General features: G+C 64.4%; 16 protein-coding genes and 1 pseudogene. 15 read left to right on the plus strand and 2 right to left on the minus strand.

Annotated elements, in window-relative coordinates:
- Nucleotides 1-28: 28 nt before the first annotated feature.
- From AC0C6X_RS27110 to AC0C6X_RS27180, 15 genes are all read left to right on the plus strand, one after another.
- Nucleotides 29-1,543: a sugar ABC transporter ATP-binding protein gene (locus AC0C6X_RS27110; RefSeq protein WP_472956169.1), complete on the plus strand. Its 1,515-nt coding sequence runs from the start codon at nt 29-31 to the stop codon at nt 1,541-1,543.
- Complete coding sequence (locus AC0C6X_RS27115; protein ID WP_472956170.1) at nt 1,536-2,537, plus strand: ABC transporter permease; 1,002 nt, start codon at nt 1,536-1,538, stop codon at nt 2,535-2,537. Before AC0C6X_RS27110 ends, AC0C6X_RS27115 begins: the two co-directional genes overlap by 8 nt.
- A complete protein-coding gene (locus AC0C6X_RS27120) occupies nt 2,534-3,532 on the plus strand; it encodes an ABC transporter permease (RefSeq protein WP_472956171.1) in 999 nt (332 codons plus the stop codon). Before AC0C6X_RS27115 ends, AC0C6X_RS27120 begins: the two co-directional genes overlap by 4 nt.
- A gap of 2 nt (nt 3,533-3,534) precedes the next feature.
- Nucleotides 3,535-4,383: a sugar phosphate isomerase/epimerase family protein gene (locus tag AC0C6X_RS27125; protein WP_173518793.1), complete on the plus strand. Its 849-nt coding sequence runs from the start codon at nt 3,535-3,537 to the stop codon at nt 4,381-4,383.
- Between the two features lie 131 nt (nt 4,384-4,514).
- Nucleotides 4,515-5,984 carry an FGGY-family carbohydrate kinase gene (locus tag AC0C6X_RS27130; protein ID WP_472956173.1) on the plus strand — a complete coding sequence of 490 codons (1,470 nt, stop codon included), beginning with the start codon at nt 4,515-4,517 and terminating at the stop codon, nt 5,982-5,984.
- Nucleotides 5,981-6,676 (plus strand): class II aldolase/adducin family protein, encoded by a 696-nt coding sequence (locus AC0C6X_RS27135; protein ID WP_173518791.1) that lies wholly within the window; start codon nt 5,981-5,983, stop codon nt 6,674-6,676. The genes AC0C6X_RS27130 and AC0C6X_RS27135 overlap by 4 nt, the downstream gene beginning before the upstream one ends.
- A gap of 102 nt (nt 6,677-6,778) precedes the next feature.
- Nucleotides 6,779-7,336, plus strand: a complete 558-nt coding sequence (locus AC0C6X_RS27140) for a gluconokinase (RefSeq protein ID WP_472956174.1) — start codon at nt 6,779-6,781, stop codon at nt 7,334-7,336.
- A gap of 311 nt (nt 7,337-7,647) precedes the next feature.
- Nucleotides 7,648-8,811 carry an isovaleryl-CoA dehydrogenase gene (locus AC0C6X_RS27145; protein ID WP_472956175.1) on the plus strand — a complete coding sequence of 388 codons (1,164 nt, stop codon included), beginning with the start codon at nt 7,648-7,650 and terminating at the stop codon, nt 8,809-8,811.
- A gap of 46 nt (nt 8,812-8,857) precedes the next feature.
- Complete coding sequence (locus AC0C6X_RS27150) at nt 8,858-10,465, plus strand: carboxyl transferase domain-containing protein (RefSeq protein WP_173518789.1); 1,608 nt, start codon at nt 8,858-8,860, stop codon at nt 10,463-10,465.
- 10 nt (nt 10,466-10,475) lie between these two features.
- Nucleotides 10,476-10,859, plus strand: coding sequence for a RidA family protein (locus AC0C6X_RS27155; protein WP_173518788.1), 384 nt, complete (start codon nt 10,476-10,478; stop codon nt 10,857-10,859).
- Between the two features lie 15 nt (nt 10,860-10,874).
- On the plus strand, nt 10,875-12,863 hold the full coding sequence (locus AC0C6X_RS27160) for an acetyl/propionyl/methylcrotonyl-CoA carboxylase subunit alpha (RefSeq protein WP_472956176.1): 1,989 nt from the start codon (nt 10,875-10,877) through the stop codon (nt 12,861-12,863).
- The gene (locus tag AC0C6X_RS27165; RefSeq protein WP_173518786.1) at nt 12,860-13,729 is read left to right on the plus strand and encodes a hydroxymethylglutaryl-CoA lyase; all 870 of its coding nucleotides are present in this window, start codon (nt 12,860-12,862) and stop codon (nt 13,727-13,729) included. Before AC0C6X_RS27160 ends, AC0C6X_RS27165 begins: the two co-directional genes overlap by 4 nt.
- Nucleotides 13,726-14,511 carry a crotonase/enoyl-CoA hydratase family protein gene (locus AC0C6X_RS27170; protein WP_173518785.1) on the plus strand — a complete coding sequence of 262 codons (786 nt, stop codon included), beginning with the start codon at nt 13,726-13,728 and terminating at the stop codon, nt 14,509-14,511. Before AC0C6X_RS27165 ends, AC0C6X_RS27170 begins: the two co-directional genes overlap by 4 nt.
- Before the next feature lie 72 nt (nt 14,512-14,583).
- A complete protein-coding gene (locus tag AC0C6X_RS27175) occupies nt 14,584-14,952 on the plus strand; it encodes an antitoxin Xre/MbcA/ParS toxin-binding domain-containing protein (RefSeq protein ID WP_173518784.1) in 369 nt (122 codons plus the stop codon).
- The gene (locus AC0C6X_RS27180; RefSeq protein WP_173518783.1) at nt 14,952-15,461 is read left to right on the plus strand and encodes an RES family NAD+ phosphorylase; all 510 of its coding nucleotides are present in this window, start codon (nt 14,952-14,954) and stop codon (nt 15,459-15,461) included. Before AC0C6X_RS27175 ends, AC0C6X_RS27180 begins: the two co-directional genes overlap by 1 nt.
- A 45-nt stretch (nt 15,462-15,506) precedes the next feature.
- Here the strand turns inward: AC0C6X_RS27180 and AC0C6X_RS27185 are convergent, their stop codons facing one another.
- Both AC0C6X_RS27185 and AC0C6X_RS27190 read right to left on the minus strand, forming a co-directional pair.
- Entirely contained in the window at nt 15,507-16,871 is a 1,365-nt protein-coding gene (locus AC0C6X_RS27185; protein WP_173518782.1) for an FAD-binding oxidoreductase, read from the minus strand.
- A 124-nt stretch (nt 16,872-16,995) separates the two neighbouring features.
- Nucleotides 16,996-17,213: pseudogene (locus AC0C6X_RS27190) on the minus strand (hypothetical protein); the annotation flags it as partial.

Here is a 17,213-nt window from a genome sequence, read left to right on the forward strand (position 1 = left end):
TAACTTAACGCGATTTATGGGCAGGCACATGCATCAGCTTGCGACCGCGGGAGGAAGCGAGAAGCCGCTTCTGGCCCTGCGCGACATCAACATGACCTTCGGCGGCGTCCGAGCGCTCAAGAATGTGAGCTTCGACGTGCGTCCGGGCGAGGTCCATTGCCTTGCCGGTGAGAATGGCTGCGGCAAGAGTACGCTGATCAAGATCATCACCGGCGTCTATCGTCCCGCCGACGGCGCGTCGATCGAATATGACGGCGAGAGCTATTCCCACATGTCTCCGGTGACCGCGCAGGATCGCGGCATCCAGGTGATCTGGCAGGACCTGGCGCTTTTCCCCGAGATGAGCGTCGCCGAGAACATCGCCTTTCAGACCGTGCTCGGCCGCTGGCCGAAGCTCGTCGACTACGGCCGCATGCGCCAGATCGCCAAGGATGCGCTCGCCCGCCTCGGCGTGATGCTCGACGTCGACCTGCCGCTGAAGGAATACGCCATCGCCCAGCGCCAGATCGTCGCGATCGCCCGGGCTCTCGTCGGCGAAGCGAAGCTCGTCTTCATGGACGAGCCGACCGCATCGCTGACCCAATCTGAGACCGATCACCTGCTTGACATCGTTCGTGGGCTCTCCGCCTCCGGTGTCGCAGTCGTCTTCGTCAGCCATCGGCTTGCCGAGGTGTTGGAGATTTCGAGCCGCATCACGGTGTTGCGCGATGGCGCGCTGGTGGGTGTCTACCCCGCGGCCGGCATGACGCAATCGCGCATCACCGAACTGATGACCGGCAAGACCTTCGATCAACAGGTGCGTGCGAAGTCGCGTGACGGGCAGCCGGTCGTACTTGATGTGAAGGGACTGTCGCGCCCTGGCCAGTTTGAAGATGTTTCCTTGACGGTGCGCCGTGGCGAAACGCTCGGGATCACCGGCCTGCTTGGCGCAGGGCGTACGGAACTGGCGCTGACACTCTTCGGTATGCTGAAGCCCGCATCCGGTACGATCTCGCTGGAGGGCAAACCTGTCCATTTCTCCTCCAATCGCGATGCGATCAGGGCCGGCGTCGCCTACCTCTCCGAGGACCGGCTTTCGCTCGGCCTCATCCAGCCGCAATCGATCGCCGACAATCTCGTCGTCAGCTCACTCGACAAGGTCCTTGCTGGCGGTCTGCTCTCGGAGGAGCGCAAGCGCAGCCTTGTCGCTCGCTGGATCGGCGATCTCGGCGTCAAGATCGGCCTGCAGCAGGATGCGATCTCGACGCTTTCGGGCGGCAACCAGCAGCGTGTGGCGATCGCCAAGTGGCTCGCGACCGATCCGAAGCTGCTGATCCTCGACGCTCCGACCGTCGGGGTCGATGTCGGCGCGCGCGCCGGCATCTTCGACATCGTCGCGCGGCTCGCCGAAAGCGGGCTGGCGATCATCCTGATTTCCGACGAGGTGCCGGAAGTCTATTTCAATGCCGATCGCGTGCTGCACATGGCGCAGGGCCGCATTGTCGGCAGCTATGATCCGCGCACGTCCTCGCTCGCCGATATCGAAGGAGCTGTCTATGCGTAGCTTCGTCCGTACCCACGCGACGGAAGTGTCGCTGCTCGCCGTCATCGTCGCGATCAGTGCGGTGCTGTCGGTCTCGACCGCCAACTTCTTCTCACTCGGAAATGCCTTCGACCTGCTCAATATCAGTTCGGTCAACATCATCTTCGCCGTCGGCCTGCTGGTGGTTTTGATTGCCGGCGGCATCGACATTTCCTTCGCGGTCGCTGCATCGGTCGTCCAATACGGCACGGCGATCGCACTCGGCTGGATCGGTGGCGGAGGGTGGGTCTCAGGACTGCTGATCGCCGGTTCGCTCGGCATCCTGCTCGGTGCGATCAACGCCTTCCTGATCCACCGCTTCCGCGTCATCTCGATCGTCGCGACGATCTCGACCTTCAATATCTATTTCGGCCTGTTGATGTTCTTCACCAAGGGCGTGTCGATCTACGACCTGCCGGACTGGCTGACAGACCGCGTCATCCTGTTCGAACACGAGATGGCCGACGGAACCTGGATCGAGATCACGCTGCCGGTCTTGGTGATGGTGCTCTGTGTCATCGCCACCTGGGTGCTGATCACCCGCACGACCACCGGTCGCCAGCTCTATGCTTTCGGCGACAATCCGGAAGGCGCCCGCCGCTTCGGCATCAACATTGGCGCAATGCAGTTCATCGCCTTCGGCTGGCTCGGACTGATGGCGGGGATCGGCGGCCTGATCCAGGCCCATTATGCGCAGGAAGTGGTGCCGAATGCGCTCTATGGTCGCGAGCTTGACGTGCTGGCGGCGGTCGTCCTCGGCGGCGCGCGGCTTGGCGGCGGCAAGGGCTCGGTGCTCGGCTGCGTGCTCGGCGTGCTCCTGATCTCGATCACCCAGAATGGCCTCAACCTGATGGGTGTGTCGCCCTTCGCTTTCAAGATGATCATCGGCGCCATCATCCTCGTGGCGATCACGCTCTCCAACACCCGCATCGAAAGGCTCTTGCCCTTCGTCAGCCAGAAAGGAGCCGGACGATGAACGCGATCGTCGAACGCGTGAAGACCGTGCTCGGGCCGGAAATGGCCGGACCGGGCCTGGCCTTCCTCGCCGTTGTGCTGGTCTTCGGCATCGCCTCGCCGCAATTCCTGAGTGCGGCCACCTTCGGCTCGGTCGCCTTCCAGCTTCCGGAGCTCGGCCTGCTGACGCTCGCCATGCTGCTGCCGATCCTGACCGGTGGCCTCAACCTCGCGATCACCTTTACCGCCAACATCGCCGGGCTGACGCTCGCCTGGGTGCTGCAGGCAAATGGCGGCGCCGATGCCGGACCTGCCGCATTCATGCTCGGCTCGGTTCTGGCGATCCTCGTCGGTGCGGCAAGCGGCGTGATCATGGGACTGGTGATCGCCTTTACCCGCGCCCATCCGATCCTCGTCTCGCTGTCGATGATGATCTTCCTCCGTGGCCTCGGCGAGTTTCTGACCCGCGGCGGCGATGTCTCAGGTTTCCCGGCCTACATCGGCCCGCTTGGCCACGGATCGCTCCTTGGGGTGCCGGTTCCGCTCATCGTCTTCGTCGTCTGCGTGCTGGCCTGGCACGTGCTGCTCACCCGCAGCAAGCTCGGCTTCAACACCTACATGATCGGCTCCAACCTCGAGGCGACGCGCTATTCCGGCATCAACACTCGCAAGGTAATCGTGCTCGTCTATGCGCTTTCGGGCGCCATGTGCGCGATTGCCGGCATCATCATGCTGGCGCGCTTCAACTCCGTGCGCATCGGCCACGGCGAAAGCTACCTATTGATCACGGTGCTCGCCTGCTTCCTCGGCGGCGTCAATCCGTTCGGCGGCTTCGGCCGGGTCATTCCCGTCTTCGTCGCGCTGGTGGTACTGCAGCTTCTCTCCTCCGGTCTCAACCTCGTCGGCGCCAACCAGCATCTGGCAACGGCCGTCTGGGGGCTGCTGCTTGCCGGCGTCATGGTGCTGCGCTTCGTGGCGACCAAGTTCAAGATTTCATTTGTCAGAAAGGAAACGTGACCATGCAGGGTTTTGGTGTCCATACGAGCATGTGGACCATGAATTGGGATCGTCCCGGCGCTGAGCGCGCGGTCGCCGCGGCGATGAAATACGGGGTGGATTTCATCGAGATCCCGATGCTCAACCCGCCGGCGGTCGACACCGCCCATACCAAGGCCCTGCTCGAGAAACACAAGCTGCGCGCCGTCTGCTCGCTCGGCCTGCCCGAGCACGCCTGGGCATCCGTCCGTCCCGATGCGGCGATCGAGCACCTGAAGGTGGCGATCGACAAGACGGCCGATCTCGGCGGCGAGGCGCTCTCCGGCGTCATCTACGGCGGCATCGGCGAGCGCACCGGCGTGCCGCCGACCGAGGCCGAATACGACAACATCGCGCGCGTGCTGCAGGCGGCGGCCAAGCACGCCAAGATGCGCGGCATCGAGCTTGGCGTTGAGGCGGTCAACCGCTACGAAAACCATCTGATCAACACCGGTTGGCAGGCGGTCGACATGATCAAGCGCGTCGGTGCCGACAATGTCTTCGTCCACCTCGACACCTACCACATGAACATCGAGGAGAAGGGCATCGGCACCGGCATTCTCGATGCGCGCGATTTCATCAAATACATCCACCTGTCCGAGAGCGATCGCGGCACGCCCGGTTACGGCAACTGCGCCTGGGACGAGATCTTCGCGACGCTGGCGGCGATCGGCTTCAAGGGCGGCCTTGCGATGGAGAGCTTCATCAACATGCCGCCGGAAGTTGCCTATGGCCTCGCCGTCTGGCGACCCGTCGCCAAGGACGAGGAGGAGGTCATGGGTAACGGCCTGCCGTTCCTGCGCAACAAGGCGAGGCAATACGGGTTGATCTAAAGCATTTCCAGCAAACGCGCGCAGCGGCTTACGTCCGGAAATGCGTAAAAACAAACAGATAGAGCGGCTTTCGTTGGAGCCGCTCTAGAACGCTTCTGCGCGCGTTAGATCAGGACGGGAGGTTGCGAGAGATGTCAGTCGCGGCGGATGACGAGGCCGCTACGGTGGCCGTGCTCGATGTCGGCAAGACCAATGTGAAGCTGAATGCGGTCTCTGCAAACGGTGTCGTTCTGGAAACGCAGAGCGTCGCCAATTCGGTGCTGCCGGGGCCGCCCTGGCGACATCACGACCTCGCAAGCCTCGGCGAGTGGGTCCTCTCCAACCTCGCAGCGCTCGGCAATCGTCATCCGCTGCAAATCTTCGTCGCCGCCGGTCATGGATCCGGTGGCGTCCTCGTCGGCGCAGATCCCGACGCGGAGGCCGGCGTCGCCTTACCGATGATCGACTACGAGCAGCCTTTGCCGGAGGCGATCCGGCAAGGCTACGCGCCGCTTGCCGGCTCCTTCTTCGATCGCGGCAGCGCGATGATGCACAGCGCCACCCATCAGGCCCGCCAGCTCTATTGGATGCAGGAGCATGCACCGGATGCGGTCGCCGGTGCGCGCTGGTATCTCGGCTTGCCACAATACTGGGCGTGGCGGCTATCCGGCGTTGCGGCATCGGAAGCAAGCTTCCTCGGCGCGCAATCGCACCTGTGGAACGTCGCCGAACGCCGGTTCGCGCCCATTGTCGCCGCGCGCGGCTGGCAACGGCTGATGCCGGATTTCGCCGATGCCTGGCAGGTCCTCGGCCCGGTACGTCCGGAGCTTGCCCACCGTTATGGCCTGCCGAAGGGGCTGCGCGTGCTGACCGGCGGCCACGACAGCAGCGTCAACCACTATCGTTACCATGCCGCCGGCCTCGGCGATTTCATCGTCGTCTCCACGGGAACCTGGATCGTCGGCTTTTCCGGCCGCACGCCGCTCGGCCGGCTCGACGAGCATCGCGGCATGACGCTGAACAGCGACGTCTTCGGCAATCCTCTGGGCGGTGTGCTCACCATGGGCGGACGCGAGTTTTCGCATGTGGCGGGCACCGCACCGCCGGCAGCCCAGGTCCCGGACGATGTCGTGCTGGGCCTGATCACCAAACGCACCATGGCGCTGCCCTCCTTCGGCGATGACGATGGCCTCTTTTCGGGAAGCGCCGGACGCGGTCGCATTAGCGGGCCGCCACCGGAGACCCCGATCGAGCGCAAGGCGCTGGCTCTCATCTACTGTGCCCTGCTGACGGCGGAATGCATCGAAGCGCTCGGGCCGGGGCCGCTGGTCGTGCTTGACGGAAGCTTTCTGCGCGATCCCCTCTATGCCCGCCTCGTTGCGGCACTCATGCCGAACCGGCGGGTCCGCTTCAATCTGGATGCCTACGGCGTGGCCTCCGGTGCTGCGCTGCTTGCAAGTCAGGGCCAACGCCAAGGTCCCACGCCGCTGTCGCTCGCCGATCCGGGCGACGTTTCGCATCTTTCGCCTGCGGTCGCCGTCTATGCGTCGCAATGGCGCGCCCGAGCGCGCGCCGGGCACAACAATGGTTCCAGTCGCGACTTCGAAAGGACATATCGATGACCAAGACCGACATGCTCTCGCTCCGCCGCGAGATGGTGGACATCTGCCGCCGGATGAACTCGAGCGGCATCAACCAGGGCACCGCAGGCAATCTTTCGGTGCGCACCGACGACGGTTTTCTGATCACGCCGTCGTCGCTGCCCTATGAGACGATGCAGCCCGAAGATCTGGTCGAGATGGATTTCGACGGCACCTATGTTGGTCTTCGTCCGTCGTCGGAATGGCGCTTCCACCGCGATATCCTGAGGGAGCGCACCGACATCAACGTCGTGCTGCATTGCCATTCCGTCTATGCGACGACGCTTGCCTGCCATCACAAGACCATTCCGAGCTTCCACTACATGACGGGCATCGCCGGCGGCACGACGATCCGCTGCGCCGAATATGCGACCTTCGGCACCCAGGCGCTCTCGGACAATGCGCTGGTGGCGCTCAAGGACCGGACGGCCTGCCTGCTCGGCCAGCACGGCCAGATCTCACTCGGCAAGACGCTCGAGTCCGCGCTCTGGCTGGCGATCGAGATCGAAACCCTGTCGCGCATGTATGTCCAGGCGCTGACGCTCGGCGAACCGCCGGTGCTCCCCGACGATGAGATGGAGCGGGTCATCGCCCAGATGCGTCGCATGAGCTACGGCCAGGCGCCGGATGGCGAGGGCGTCAACGACGTCGCCCGCCCCCGCGCTGCGATTTAAGGGGGCGTCCGGCGCGCAAGTGCTCCCCGGCGCCTTGTCCGTCCGTGGTCGCAAAGGTATCAGGAAGGATCAGTGCGGCAGATGCAAGGAGCAAGCGAGGCCATGTCGAACGATCACGCGTCCGAGGTCGGTCTTTATCTGACATTTCCCGGCTCCATCGTGGTGATGGGCGTGTCGGGTACCGGCAAGACCTCGGTCGGCGAGGCCGTCGCCGCCGCCTGCGGCTACCGCTTCATCGAGGGTGATGCACTTCACCCCGAGGAGAACATCCGCAAGATGTCGGCGGGCATCCCGCTCACCGATGCGGACCGCTGGCCGTGGCTGAAGGAGATCGGCCGGCAGCTCGCATCGGGTGATGCTCCGCTCGTCGTCTCCTGTTCGGCGCTGAAGCGCAGCTATCGCGATCTGTTGCGTGAGAGTGCCGGCAAGCCTGTTGCCTTTGTCTATCTCCACGGCGATCGCGACGTTCTTACCGGGCGAATGCAGCGCCGGACGGGACATTTCATGCCTGCCTCGTTGCTCGACACGCAGCTCGCGACGCTGGAAGACCCTGTCGGCGAGCCTTTGACCGTCACCGTGGACATCTCTCCGCCGCCGCAGGCCGTGATCCATGAGGTGCTCGCGCAGCTTGTGGGGCTGGGCGTTGCCGCTGGCCGCTAGGTCTCGAAGCGGTTTTCCGAAAACGAACGGCTCGGCGCGGTCGTGACGCCACAAGCTGCAGGTTCCTCGTGTCGTTGCCCCTCCGGCGACCGCTTCACGCACAGGATGTAATCATCGGGTGCCTTCGCATTTTCATATCGTGCTTGGCTTCGCCGCTCTTTGGAAGGAAATTAGCGGAACGCGGTGTTATCGTCCGGCCATGTCGCGGCGTTGATATCATTGCTTTCGCCGCGATCCGCGTAGAGGATGGAGCGTTATCGTCCGGCCGCTGTGGGAGGAGACCGCGCGGCCCGCACGATGGGAGGATAGACATGTTTGAGGGCGGATTGAGCTTCGCGCTTGGCGAGGACATCGACGCATTGCGCGAGAGCGTGCGGCGCTTCGCGATGGACCGCATCGCGCCATTGGCGGACGAGACCGATCGCAACAATGCATTTCCAATGCAGATCTGGCGCGAGATGGGCGAGCTCGGCCTGCTCGGCATCACCGCTGGCGAGGAATACGGCGGTGCCGGCTTGGGCTATCTCGCCCATTGCGTGGCGATGGAGGAGATCAGCCGCGCATCAGCCTCGATCGGCCTCAGCTACGGCGCGCACTCCAATCTCTGCGTCAACCAGATCAACCGTAACGGCAACGACGACCAGAAGGCGCGCTATCTGCCGAAGCTAATTTCTGGCGAGCATGTCGGCGCATTGGCGATGTCGGAGCCCGGCGCCGGGTCAGACGTCGTCTCGATGACGCTGAGGGCCGACAAGCGTGATGACCGCTATGTGCTCAATGGCAACAAGATGTGGATCACCAATGGCCCGGACGCCGACGTGCTCGTCGTCTACGCCAAGACCGATCCGACGGCCGGTCCACGCGGCATCACCGCTTTCATGGTGGAGAAGGGCTATGCCGGGTTCTCGACCGGCCAGAAGCTCGACAAGCTCGGCATGCGCGGCTCCAACACCTGCGAACTGATCTTTAAGGACTGCGAAGTGCCGGCAGAAAACGTGCTCGGCACCGTCGGCGGCGGCGTCCGCGTGCTGATGTCCGGGCTCGACTACGAGCGGGTGGTGCTTTCGGCAGGCCCCCTCGGCATCATGGCCGCTTGCCTTGATGTCGTTGTCCCCTATCTGCATGAGCGCAAGCAGTTCGGTCAGCCGATCGGCGAATTCCAGCTGATGCAGGGCAAGCTCGCGGACATGTATGTGACGGCGAATGCGGCACGTGCCTATGTCTATGCGGTGGCGGCGGCATGCGATCGCGGCGAGACGACGCGCAAGGATGCGGCCGGCTGCATTCTTTATGCGGCCGAGAAGGCGACGGCGATTGCGCTCGAGGCGATCCAGGCGCTCGGCGGCAACGGCTATACCAACGACTACCCGGCGGGTCGTCTGCTGCGCGACGCCAAGCTTTACGAGATCGGTGCCGGCACCAGCGAAATCCGCCGCATGCTGATCGGCCGGGAACTGTTCACCGAGACGAGCTAGAGCGGGATGAGACGAAAGCGGCCGAACTCGATCCAATGAGGACCTCATGACCGTTCTGAAATCTCACATCTCGCCGTCCTCCGAAACGTTCAGGGCCAATCAATCGGCCATGGCCGAGGCGATCGCGACGGTCGAGGAGGCCGTGAAGCTCGCGGCCGCTGGCGGGGGCGATGCCGCGCGCGAGCGTCACGTCAGCCGCGGCAAGCTTCTGCCGCGCGACCGGGTGGCGCACCTCATCGATCCGGCAACGCCTTTCCTCGAAGTCGGCATGACGGCGGCGCATGGCATGTATAACGGTGACGCGCCCGCGGCCGGACTGATCACGGGCATCGGCCGGGTGTCCGGCCGCGAATGCATGATCGTCTGCAACGACCCGACGGTCAAAGGCGGTACCTACTATCCGCTGACGGTAAAGAAGCACCTCAGGGCGCAGGAGATTGCCGCGGAAAACCATCTGCCTTGCATCTATCTCGTCGATTCCGGTGGTGCCAACCTGCCAAACCAGGACGAGGTATTCCCGGATAGGGATCACTTCGGCCGGATCTTCTACAATCAGGCCAACATGTCGGCTGCAGGCATTCCGCAGATCGCCGTCGTGATGGGATCGTGCACCGCCGGCGGCGCCTATGTGCCGGCGATGTCCGACGAGACGATCATCGTCGAAGGCCAGGGCACGATCTTTCTCGCAGGCCCGCCGCTCGTCAGGGCGGCGACCGGCGAGGTCGTCTCGGCGGAGGATCTCGGCGGCGCCGATGTGCATACGCGCCTTTCCGGCGTGGCCGATCATCTGGCGCGCGACGACGCCCACGCGCTGGCGCTGGCGCGTCGGGCAGTCGCCACGCTCAACCGTCACAAGCCGCTGGCGGTCGAACTGGCGACACCCGAGCCGCCGCTCTACGATCCGCAGGAGATCGCCGGCATCGTGCCCTCCGATCTGCGCACGCCCTACGACATCCGCGAGGTCATCGCCCGTGTGGTCGATGGCTCCCGTTTCGACGAGTTCAAGGCGCGCTACGGCACCACGCTCGTCTGCGGCTTCGCCCATGTGCATGGCATCCCGGTCGGCATCATCGCCAACAATGGCGTGCTGTTCTCGGAATCGGCGCTGAAGGGGGCGCATTTCGTCGAACTCTGCACCCAGCGCAAGATCCCGCTCGTGTTCCTGCAGAACATCACCGGCTTCATGGTCGGGCGAAAATACGAAACCGAAGGCATCGCCAAGCATGGCGCCAAGCTGGTGACGGCGGTAGCGACCGCGAGGGTTCCGAAAGTGACCATGCTCGTTGGCGGCTCCTTCGGCGCGGGCAATTACGGCATGTGCGGCCGCGCCTTCTCGCCGCGCTTCCTGTGGACCTGGCCGAACAGCCGGATCTCGGTGATGGGCGGCGAGCAGGCGGCCGGCGTGTTGACGACGGTGCGCAGCGAAGCGTTGAAACGGGCGGGCACGCCCTGGAGCGAAGAGGAGGAGGCACGTTTCCGCCAGCCGATCCTCGATCTCTTCGAGCGCCAGAGCCATCCGCTCTATGCCTCGGCAAGACTTTGGGACGACGGTGTCGTCGATCCGCGCAAGACGCGCGACGTGCTCGGCCTGTCGCTTTCGACAGCGCTCAACGCGCCGATCGAAGACACGCGCTTCGGCCTCTTCAGGATGTAGGGAGACGCGGATGAAACGCGAGAACATTAATGCCAAGAACGCGCCGCAACCGCGCGGCGGCTATTCGCAGGCTGTTCGCCTCGAGGATTTCCAGCATCTGCTCTTCGTCAGCGGCCAGGTGCCCTTGAACTCCGACGACGTGCTGCCGGATGGTTTCGAGGCGCAGGCACGCCAGGTCTGGCTCAATATCGACGCGCAGTTGAAGGCGGCGGGTATGAGCAAGACGGATATCGTCAAGGTGACGACCTATCTCGCCGACCGCCATCACACTCTGGCGAACCGCGAGATCCGCAACGAATATCTCGGCGCGCTCGCCCCGGCGATGACGGTGGTGATCGCCGGGATCTTCGATTCCGGCTGGCTGCTTGAAGTCGACGTGATCGCGGCGCGATAGAGGCAGGGGATGCCGATGTTTTCCAAACTCCTGATTGCCAATCGCGGCGAGATTGCCTGCCGGGTGATGCGCACCGCCAAGCGTCTCGGCATTCGCACGGTCGCCGTCTATTCCGATGCCGATGTGGGAGCGCTGCACGTAGCGCTTGCCAACGAAGCGATACGCATCGGCCCGCCGCCGGCGCTCGATAGCTATCTCTCGGCTGAGCGCATCATCGCCGCCGCGCGCGCGGTCGGTGCGGATGCAATCCACCCGGGTTACGGTTTTCTCTCGGAAAATGCCGATTTCGCCGATGCCGTCGAGGCGGCCGGTATCACTTTCGTCGGTCCGTCGGCGCGGGCGATCCGCGCCATGGGTCTGAAGGATGCAGCCAAGGCACTGATGGAGCAATCCGGCGTGCCGGTCGTTCCCGGTTACCACGGCGAGCGGCAGGATGCTGACTTCCTCGCGGCGGAAGCGGCGAATGTCGGCTATCCGGTGTTGATCAAGGCCCGTGCCGGCGGTGGCGGCAAAGGCATGCGGCGCGTCGACAGCGCCACCGAGTTTCCGGCCGCACTCGAGGCGGCGCGGCGCGAGGCGGAAGCCGCCTTCGGCGATGGTTCGGTGCTGATCGAAAAATACCTGACGAAGCCCCGGCATATCGAGGTTCAGGTCTTCGGCGACCGGCACGGCAACATTCTGCACCTCTTCGAGCGCGACTGCTCGCTGCAGCGCCGCCACCAGAAGGTGATCGAGGAGGCGCCGGCCCCCGGCATGACCGCGGAAGTACGTCGCGCGATGGGCGATGCTGCAGTTCGGGCAGCCCACGCCATCGGCTATGTCGGTGCGGGCACCGTCGAATTCATCGCCGACGTGACGGATGGGCTGTGGCCGGATCAGTTTTACTTCATGGAGATGAATACCCGGCTGCAGGTCGAGCATCCGGTGACCGAAGCGATCACCGGCATTGACCTCGTCGAGTGGCAATTGCGCGCCGCTGCTGGTGAAGCGTTGCCGAAACGGCAAAGTGAGATCGGCATCGACGGTTGGGCGTTCGAGGCGCGCATCTACGCGGAAGACCCGTCCCGCGGGTTCCTGCCGGCCACCGGGCGGCTGACGACGCTGAGCTTTCCCGAGGATGGCGTGCGTGTCGATGCCGGTGTTCGCCAAGGTGACAGGATCACCCCGTTCTACGACCCGTTGATCGCGAAACTGATCGTCCATGGCCCCAACCGCTCGACCGCTCTCGCAAAGCTTGAAAATGCGCTGAGGGCTTGCCGCATCGGCGGCACGGTTACAAATCTCGATTTTCTGGCGCGCCTTGCTGCGGAACCGGATTTTCGTTCCGGGCATCCCGATACCGGCCTGATCGACCGTTCGATCGGACAACTCACGGCAACGATGGCGCCGAGCGATGCGGCGCTGGCGCTGGCGGCGATCATCTCGACCGGGGCGCTGCTGCCGGATGGATCTGCCGATCCCTGGTCTTCGCTCGGCCATTGGCAGATCTGGGGCGACGCCAGCAGGAACGTCACGGTTGAGCACAGCAGCGGACGGACGATCGTGACGCTTGCCGCGCGCGGCCGCGACCAGTTTGCGGTCCACACCGGAACGGCGGCTCTGCCCGTGGTGATCCTCGCCCGCTTCACCGATGGCGCCCGCGCCGAGATCTCCGGCGCGCAGCATGAGTTCCGCTTCCTGCGCGAGGGCGAGCAGATCACCCTGTTCCTCAGCGGTGAAACCTACGTGCTGCGCCTACCCGATGCCCTCGGCACCGGTCATTCCACCGAGGTGGCCGACGACGAGGTGTCGGCGCCGATGCCTGGCATCGTCAAGCTCATCCGGGTCCGCCCGGGTGATGCGGTCGAAAAGGGACAGGCGCTCGCCGTCATGGAGGCAATGAAGATGGAACTCACGCTGTCCGCCTCGCGCGCCGGCGTGGTCGAGAGCGTTCTGGTCAGCGAAGGTGAGCAGGTGAGCGCCGGCGCCGTGTTGGTCATGCTCCAGCAGGAGAACCCGGCATGAGTGGATCGGGGCCGCGGCACGTGACGATCGTCGAGATGGCGCCGCGTGACGGACTGCAGAATGAAGGCCGAATCGTCGATACGGCTGACAAAATTCGCCTCGTCGACATGCTCTCTGAATGCGGCTATGAGCGGATCGAGGTGACGAGCTTCGTCAGTCCGAAATGGGTGCCGCAGATGGCGGACGCCGCGGAGGTCATGGCTGGCATAAGCCGGCGACCCGGTACGCGCTACGCGGTGCTGACGCCCAACATGCGCGGGCTCGAAGCGGCACTCGAGGCCGGCGCCGACGAGGTGGCGATTTTCGCCTCCGCTTCCGAAACCTTCTCGCAGAAGAACATCAATTGCTCGATCGCCGAAAGTATCGAGCGGTTTCGACCGATTGCCGACGCCTGCCGTGAGCGCGAGCTTCTGCTGCGCGGCTATGTCAGTTGCGTCGTCGAGTGCCCCTATGAGGGCGCGATTGCGCCGGCCAGTGCTGCTTATGTCGCCGGTCTGCTCGACGATCTCGGCTGCTACGAGATCAGTCTCGGCGACACGATCGGCCGCGGCACGCCGGAGGCGGTGGACGCGATGCTGGCCAAAGTGCTGGAGCGCATTCCGTCCGAGCGGCTTGCCGGCCACTTCCACGATACGTCCGGCCGCGCATTGGACAATATCGCCGTGGCACTTAACCGCGGCCTGCGGGTTTTCGATGCCTCGGCCGGCGGTCTCGGTGGATGTCCCTATGCGCCGGGAGCGGCCGGTAACGTCGATACGCTCGCCGTCAGCGCCTTCGTCACCGGCAAGGGATTTTCGACCGGTCTCGACCCGGTGAAGCTTGGGCAAGCGGCGGCTTTCGCGCGGACTTTGAGGACAAACTCATGACTTTTGAAACGATCCGGATCGCGACCGACACGCGCGGCGTCGCGCGGCTGACGCTGGCGCAACCGCAGAAACACAACGCATTGTCGGCGAGGATGATCGGCGAACTGACCGATGCCGCCAACGCGCTTTCGGACGACCGCTCGGTCCGGGTCGTCATACTGGAAGCGGAGGGCCGCAGCTTCTGCGCTGGCGGCGATCTCGGCTGGATGCGTGAGCAGTTCGATGCGGATCGGCCGGCCCGGATCACTGAGGCGACGCGGCTTGCAATGATGTTCAAGGCGCTGAATGAGATCGCCAAGCCGGTGATCGGTCGTCTTCACGGCAATGCCTTCGGCGGCGGTGTCGGTCTCATGAGTATCTGCGATGCCGCCGTTGCCGCGGCCGACGCCAAATTTGGATTGACCGAGACTCGCCTTGGCCTGATCCCGGCCACCATCAGCCCCTATGTCGTCGCCCGGATCGGCGAGGGCAAGGCGCGACCGCTGTTCATGTCCGCCCGCCTGTTCGGCGCGCAGGAGGCGCGCGCCTTGGGGCTGGTTACGGTCGTTGCCGCGGCCGACGCACTGGATGCGGCGGTCGAAGCGGAGATCGGGCCCTATCTGGTAACGGCTCCCGAAGCCACCGGCCGGGCCAAGCGGCTCGCGCGTTCGCTCGGGGCCCCGATCACCGAGCAAACCATCGCGGCGACGATCGAGCAGCTCGCCGATTGCTGGGAGTCCGACGAGGCTCGCGAAGGTGTCGGCGCCTTTTTTGACAAGCGTGAGCCCTCCTGGCGTCAATAGGCCTTCCTTGAATTGGACGCTTTTTGAGCTTATTTTGATTGCATGGTGATCAAAATAAGCGCGGATCGTGCCATGGCTGTCAGTTTCAATGTCTCCGCCGCCCGCTACGGCGAGAGCCACTCGTCCTTTCTCTCCGCCCGGCTGGTCGCTGATCGTCTCGGCGTGACGCTTGCCGAGCTCGCGAAGCTGATCGGCGTCGCGCGCAATACGCTGACGGCGAAGTCCAGTGCCCGCAAGGTCGATGCGGCTTTGAGCAACGTCGTGCGCATCCTTGCTATGGCCGGCGAGATGGCGGGTGACGACAGTCGCGCCGTGATCTGGTTCAAGCACCAGCCGATCCCCGGCTGGGCCGGCAAGACTGCCTATGATCTCGTCGGCGAGGGCAAGGCCGACAAGGTGCTCGCCTATCTCGAAGCCGTACGTTCCGGTGTCTACGCCTGATGGCAGGAAGCGAGCCGGTGCGCCTGTGGCGCGCCTATGTGCCGCGCTGGGCGCATGCGCCGCTCTCCGGCGAAGGCGCGGCACGCTTCGGCGGACGCTGGAATCCGATCGGAACGCAGACGATCTATGCCGCGCGCGAACTCTCGACCGCCTGGGCCGAGTATAATGAGGGTTTCGTCCAGCACCCGGCGCTGATCGCCCAGCTTGAATTACGCTCTGCGAGGCTCGCCGATCTGACAACGGCAGATGGGCTGGCCATGTTCGGACTCACCGACGACATCCACCGCTGCGAATGGCGCGATGCGCTCGATGGCGGTCTCGTGCCGGAGACACATCGCTTGCAGGCGGACCTTAGCGCCCGAGGTTTCGACGCCCTGATCTATCCGTCCTTCATGTCGCCTGGCGGCACCTGCGTTGCGCTCTGGCGCTGGAACGATGGGGAAGGGGCTGAGTTGCAGGTCATCGATCCCGAGGGGCGCCTGCCGAAAACGCCGGCTTCCTGGCTCTGAAACCCATGCTCCGAAGCGCAGCTGCGGACGGAAGACCGAGCCGCGTTAGAGCACCTTGCCCGGGTTGAGAATTCCCTTCGGATCGAGCGCCTGCTTGATCCGCTGCATCAGCTCGAGTTCGGCGGGGCTGCGCGAATGGTGGAGGAAATCCCGCTTCAGCGTACCGATACCGTGTTCAGCCGAGATCGAGCCGCGATAGCGCCGCACGATCTCGTAGACGATGCGGTCGACGACATGTGGCGTTTCGGCGTCGCTGTCCGGTTCCGAGAAGGCGATGTGCAGGTTGCTGTCGGCCACGTGGCCGAAGAAGGAGACGTGGGCGGCGGGGAAACGCGCAGACAAGGCCTGGCCGCATTCCTCGGCAAAGCGGCTGATATCGCCGATCGGCAGGCTGACGTCGAGGTTGATCATCGCGGGCAACAACTGGTCCATCGCGTGGCCCTCACGAATGCTCCAGAACGAGCGGCTCTCCTTCTCCGACTGGGCAATCAGCGCATCGCTGATGATGCCGGCTTCGAGCGTCTCGCCGAGAAAGGCTTCGAATATATCGCGCTCGCTGTCGTCACTAAGCAGATCCTGCTCGATGATGACGGCGAAGGGCGGAATTTCGGCGAACAGCTTTTGCTTTTCGGCTTCGGTGTTGAAGCGGAAGTAGCTCTGCCACATGGCCTCGAAGGCCGAGAGTCCGGGCAGACGGCGCTGGCAGCGCGCGAGGAAGGCAACGACAGCGTCGTAGCTGTCGAGGGCGCAAAGCGCCGTCAGCCGGCCGGCCGGCAGTGGCCGCAGCCGGAGGACGGCGCGGGTGATGACGCCGAGCGTTCCCTCGGAGCCGATGAAATACTGACGCAAGTCGTAGCCGGTGTTGTTCTTGATCATCTTGTTGATCGACGAGACGATCGTGCCGTCGGCGAGCACGACCTCGAGGCCGAGCACGTTGTCGCGCGTCACGCCGTAGCGAAGCACCCGGATGCCGCCTGCATTGGTGGCAAGGTTGCCGCCGATCTGGCAGGAGCCGCGCGCACCCAGATCGATCGGCAGCAGGAGGCCTGCGTCTTCGGCAGCGCGCTGGGCAACTTCGAGCGGCGTGCCGGCGCGCACCGTCATGGTCCCGGCCTGCGGGTCGATTTCCTCGATGCCGGTAAAACGTTCAAGTGAAATCACCACGGCATCACTGCCGGCATTCGCCCCGCCGGCAAGTCCGGTGAGGCCGCCCTGGACAACGACCGTCTGGCCGCGCGCGTTGCAGAGGCGGAGGGCTTCCGCAACTTCCTCGCTGCGCGTTGGCCTGATAACGGCCTTCGGCAGTTCGCGGCCGGTCAGGCTGGCGTCACTGCGATGGCGTTCGCCGATCTCGGTTCCCGTTAGGACGATGTCGCCGAGGGCTTGTTTCAGGTCGTCGACGATCGTCATGCGCTTCTCCCGTTTCCGCGGCGATTGTGGGCAGCGGGCGTCCCTGCTTAACGCATATCGAAGCAAACCGAAATCGGCCGACGAAGCTCAAACGTCTTCGCCAGCCTGTGAAGGGGCGATGAATTCAGGTGCCCGTGCGGGCGAGCTCGAAGGCTTCCGTCTCTCCGGATTCCTCCACATCCTGCTGTTCAGCCTTCTCGTCTTCCGTCTGTCGTTCTCCGTCCCTGAAGAGTTTCCATTTGGTCGGGCGGAAGGCGATGCGGCTGTGGTCGCCGGCGGCGGCGCGTTCGGGCGAGAGTTCGATCTCGACCGGCGGGTGATTGCGGCCGAGGTCGAGTTCGA

It is taken from the genome of Ensifer sp. VA4 (assembly GCF_055710065.1).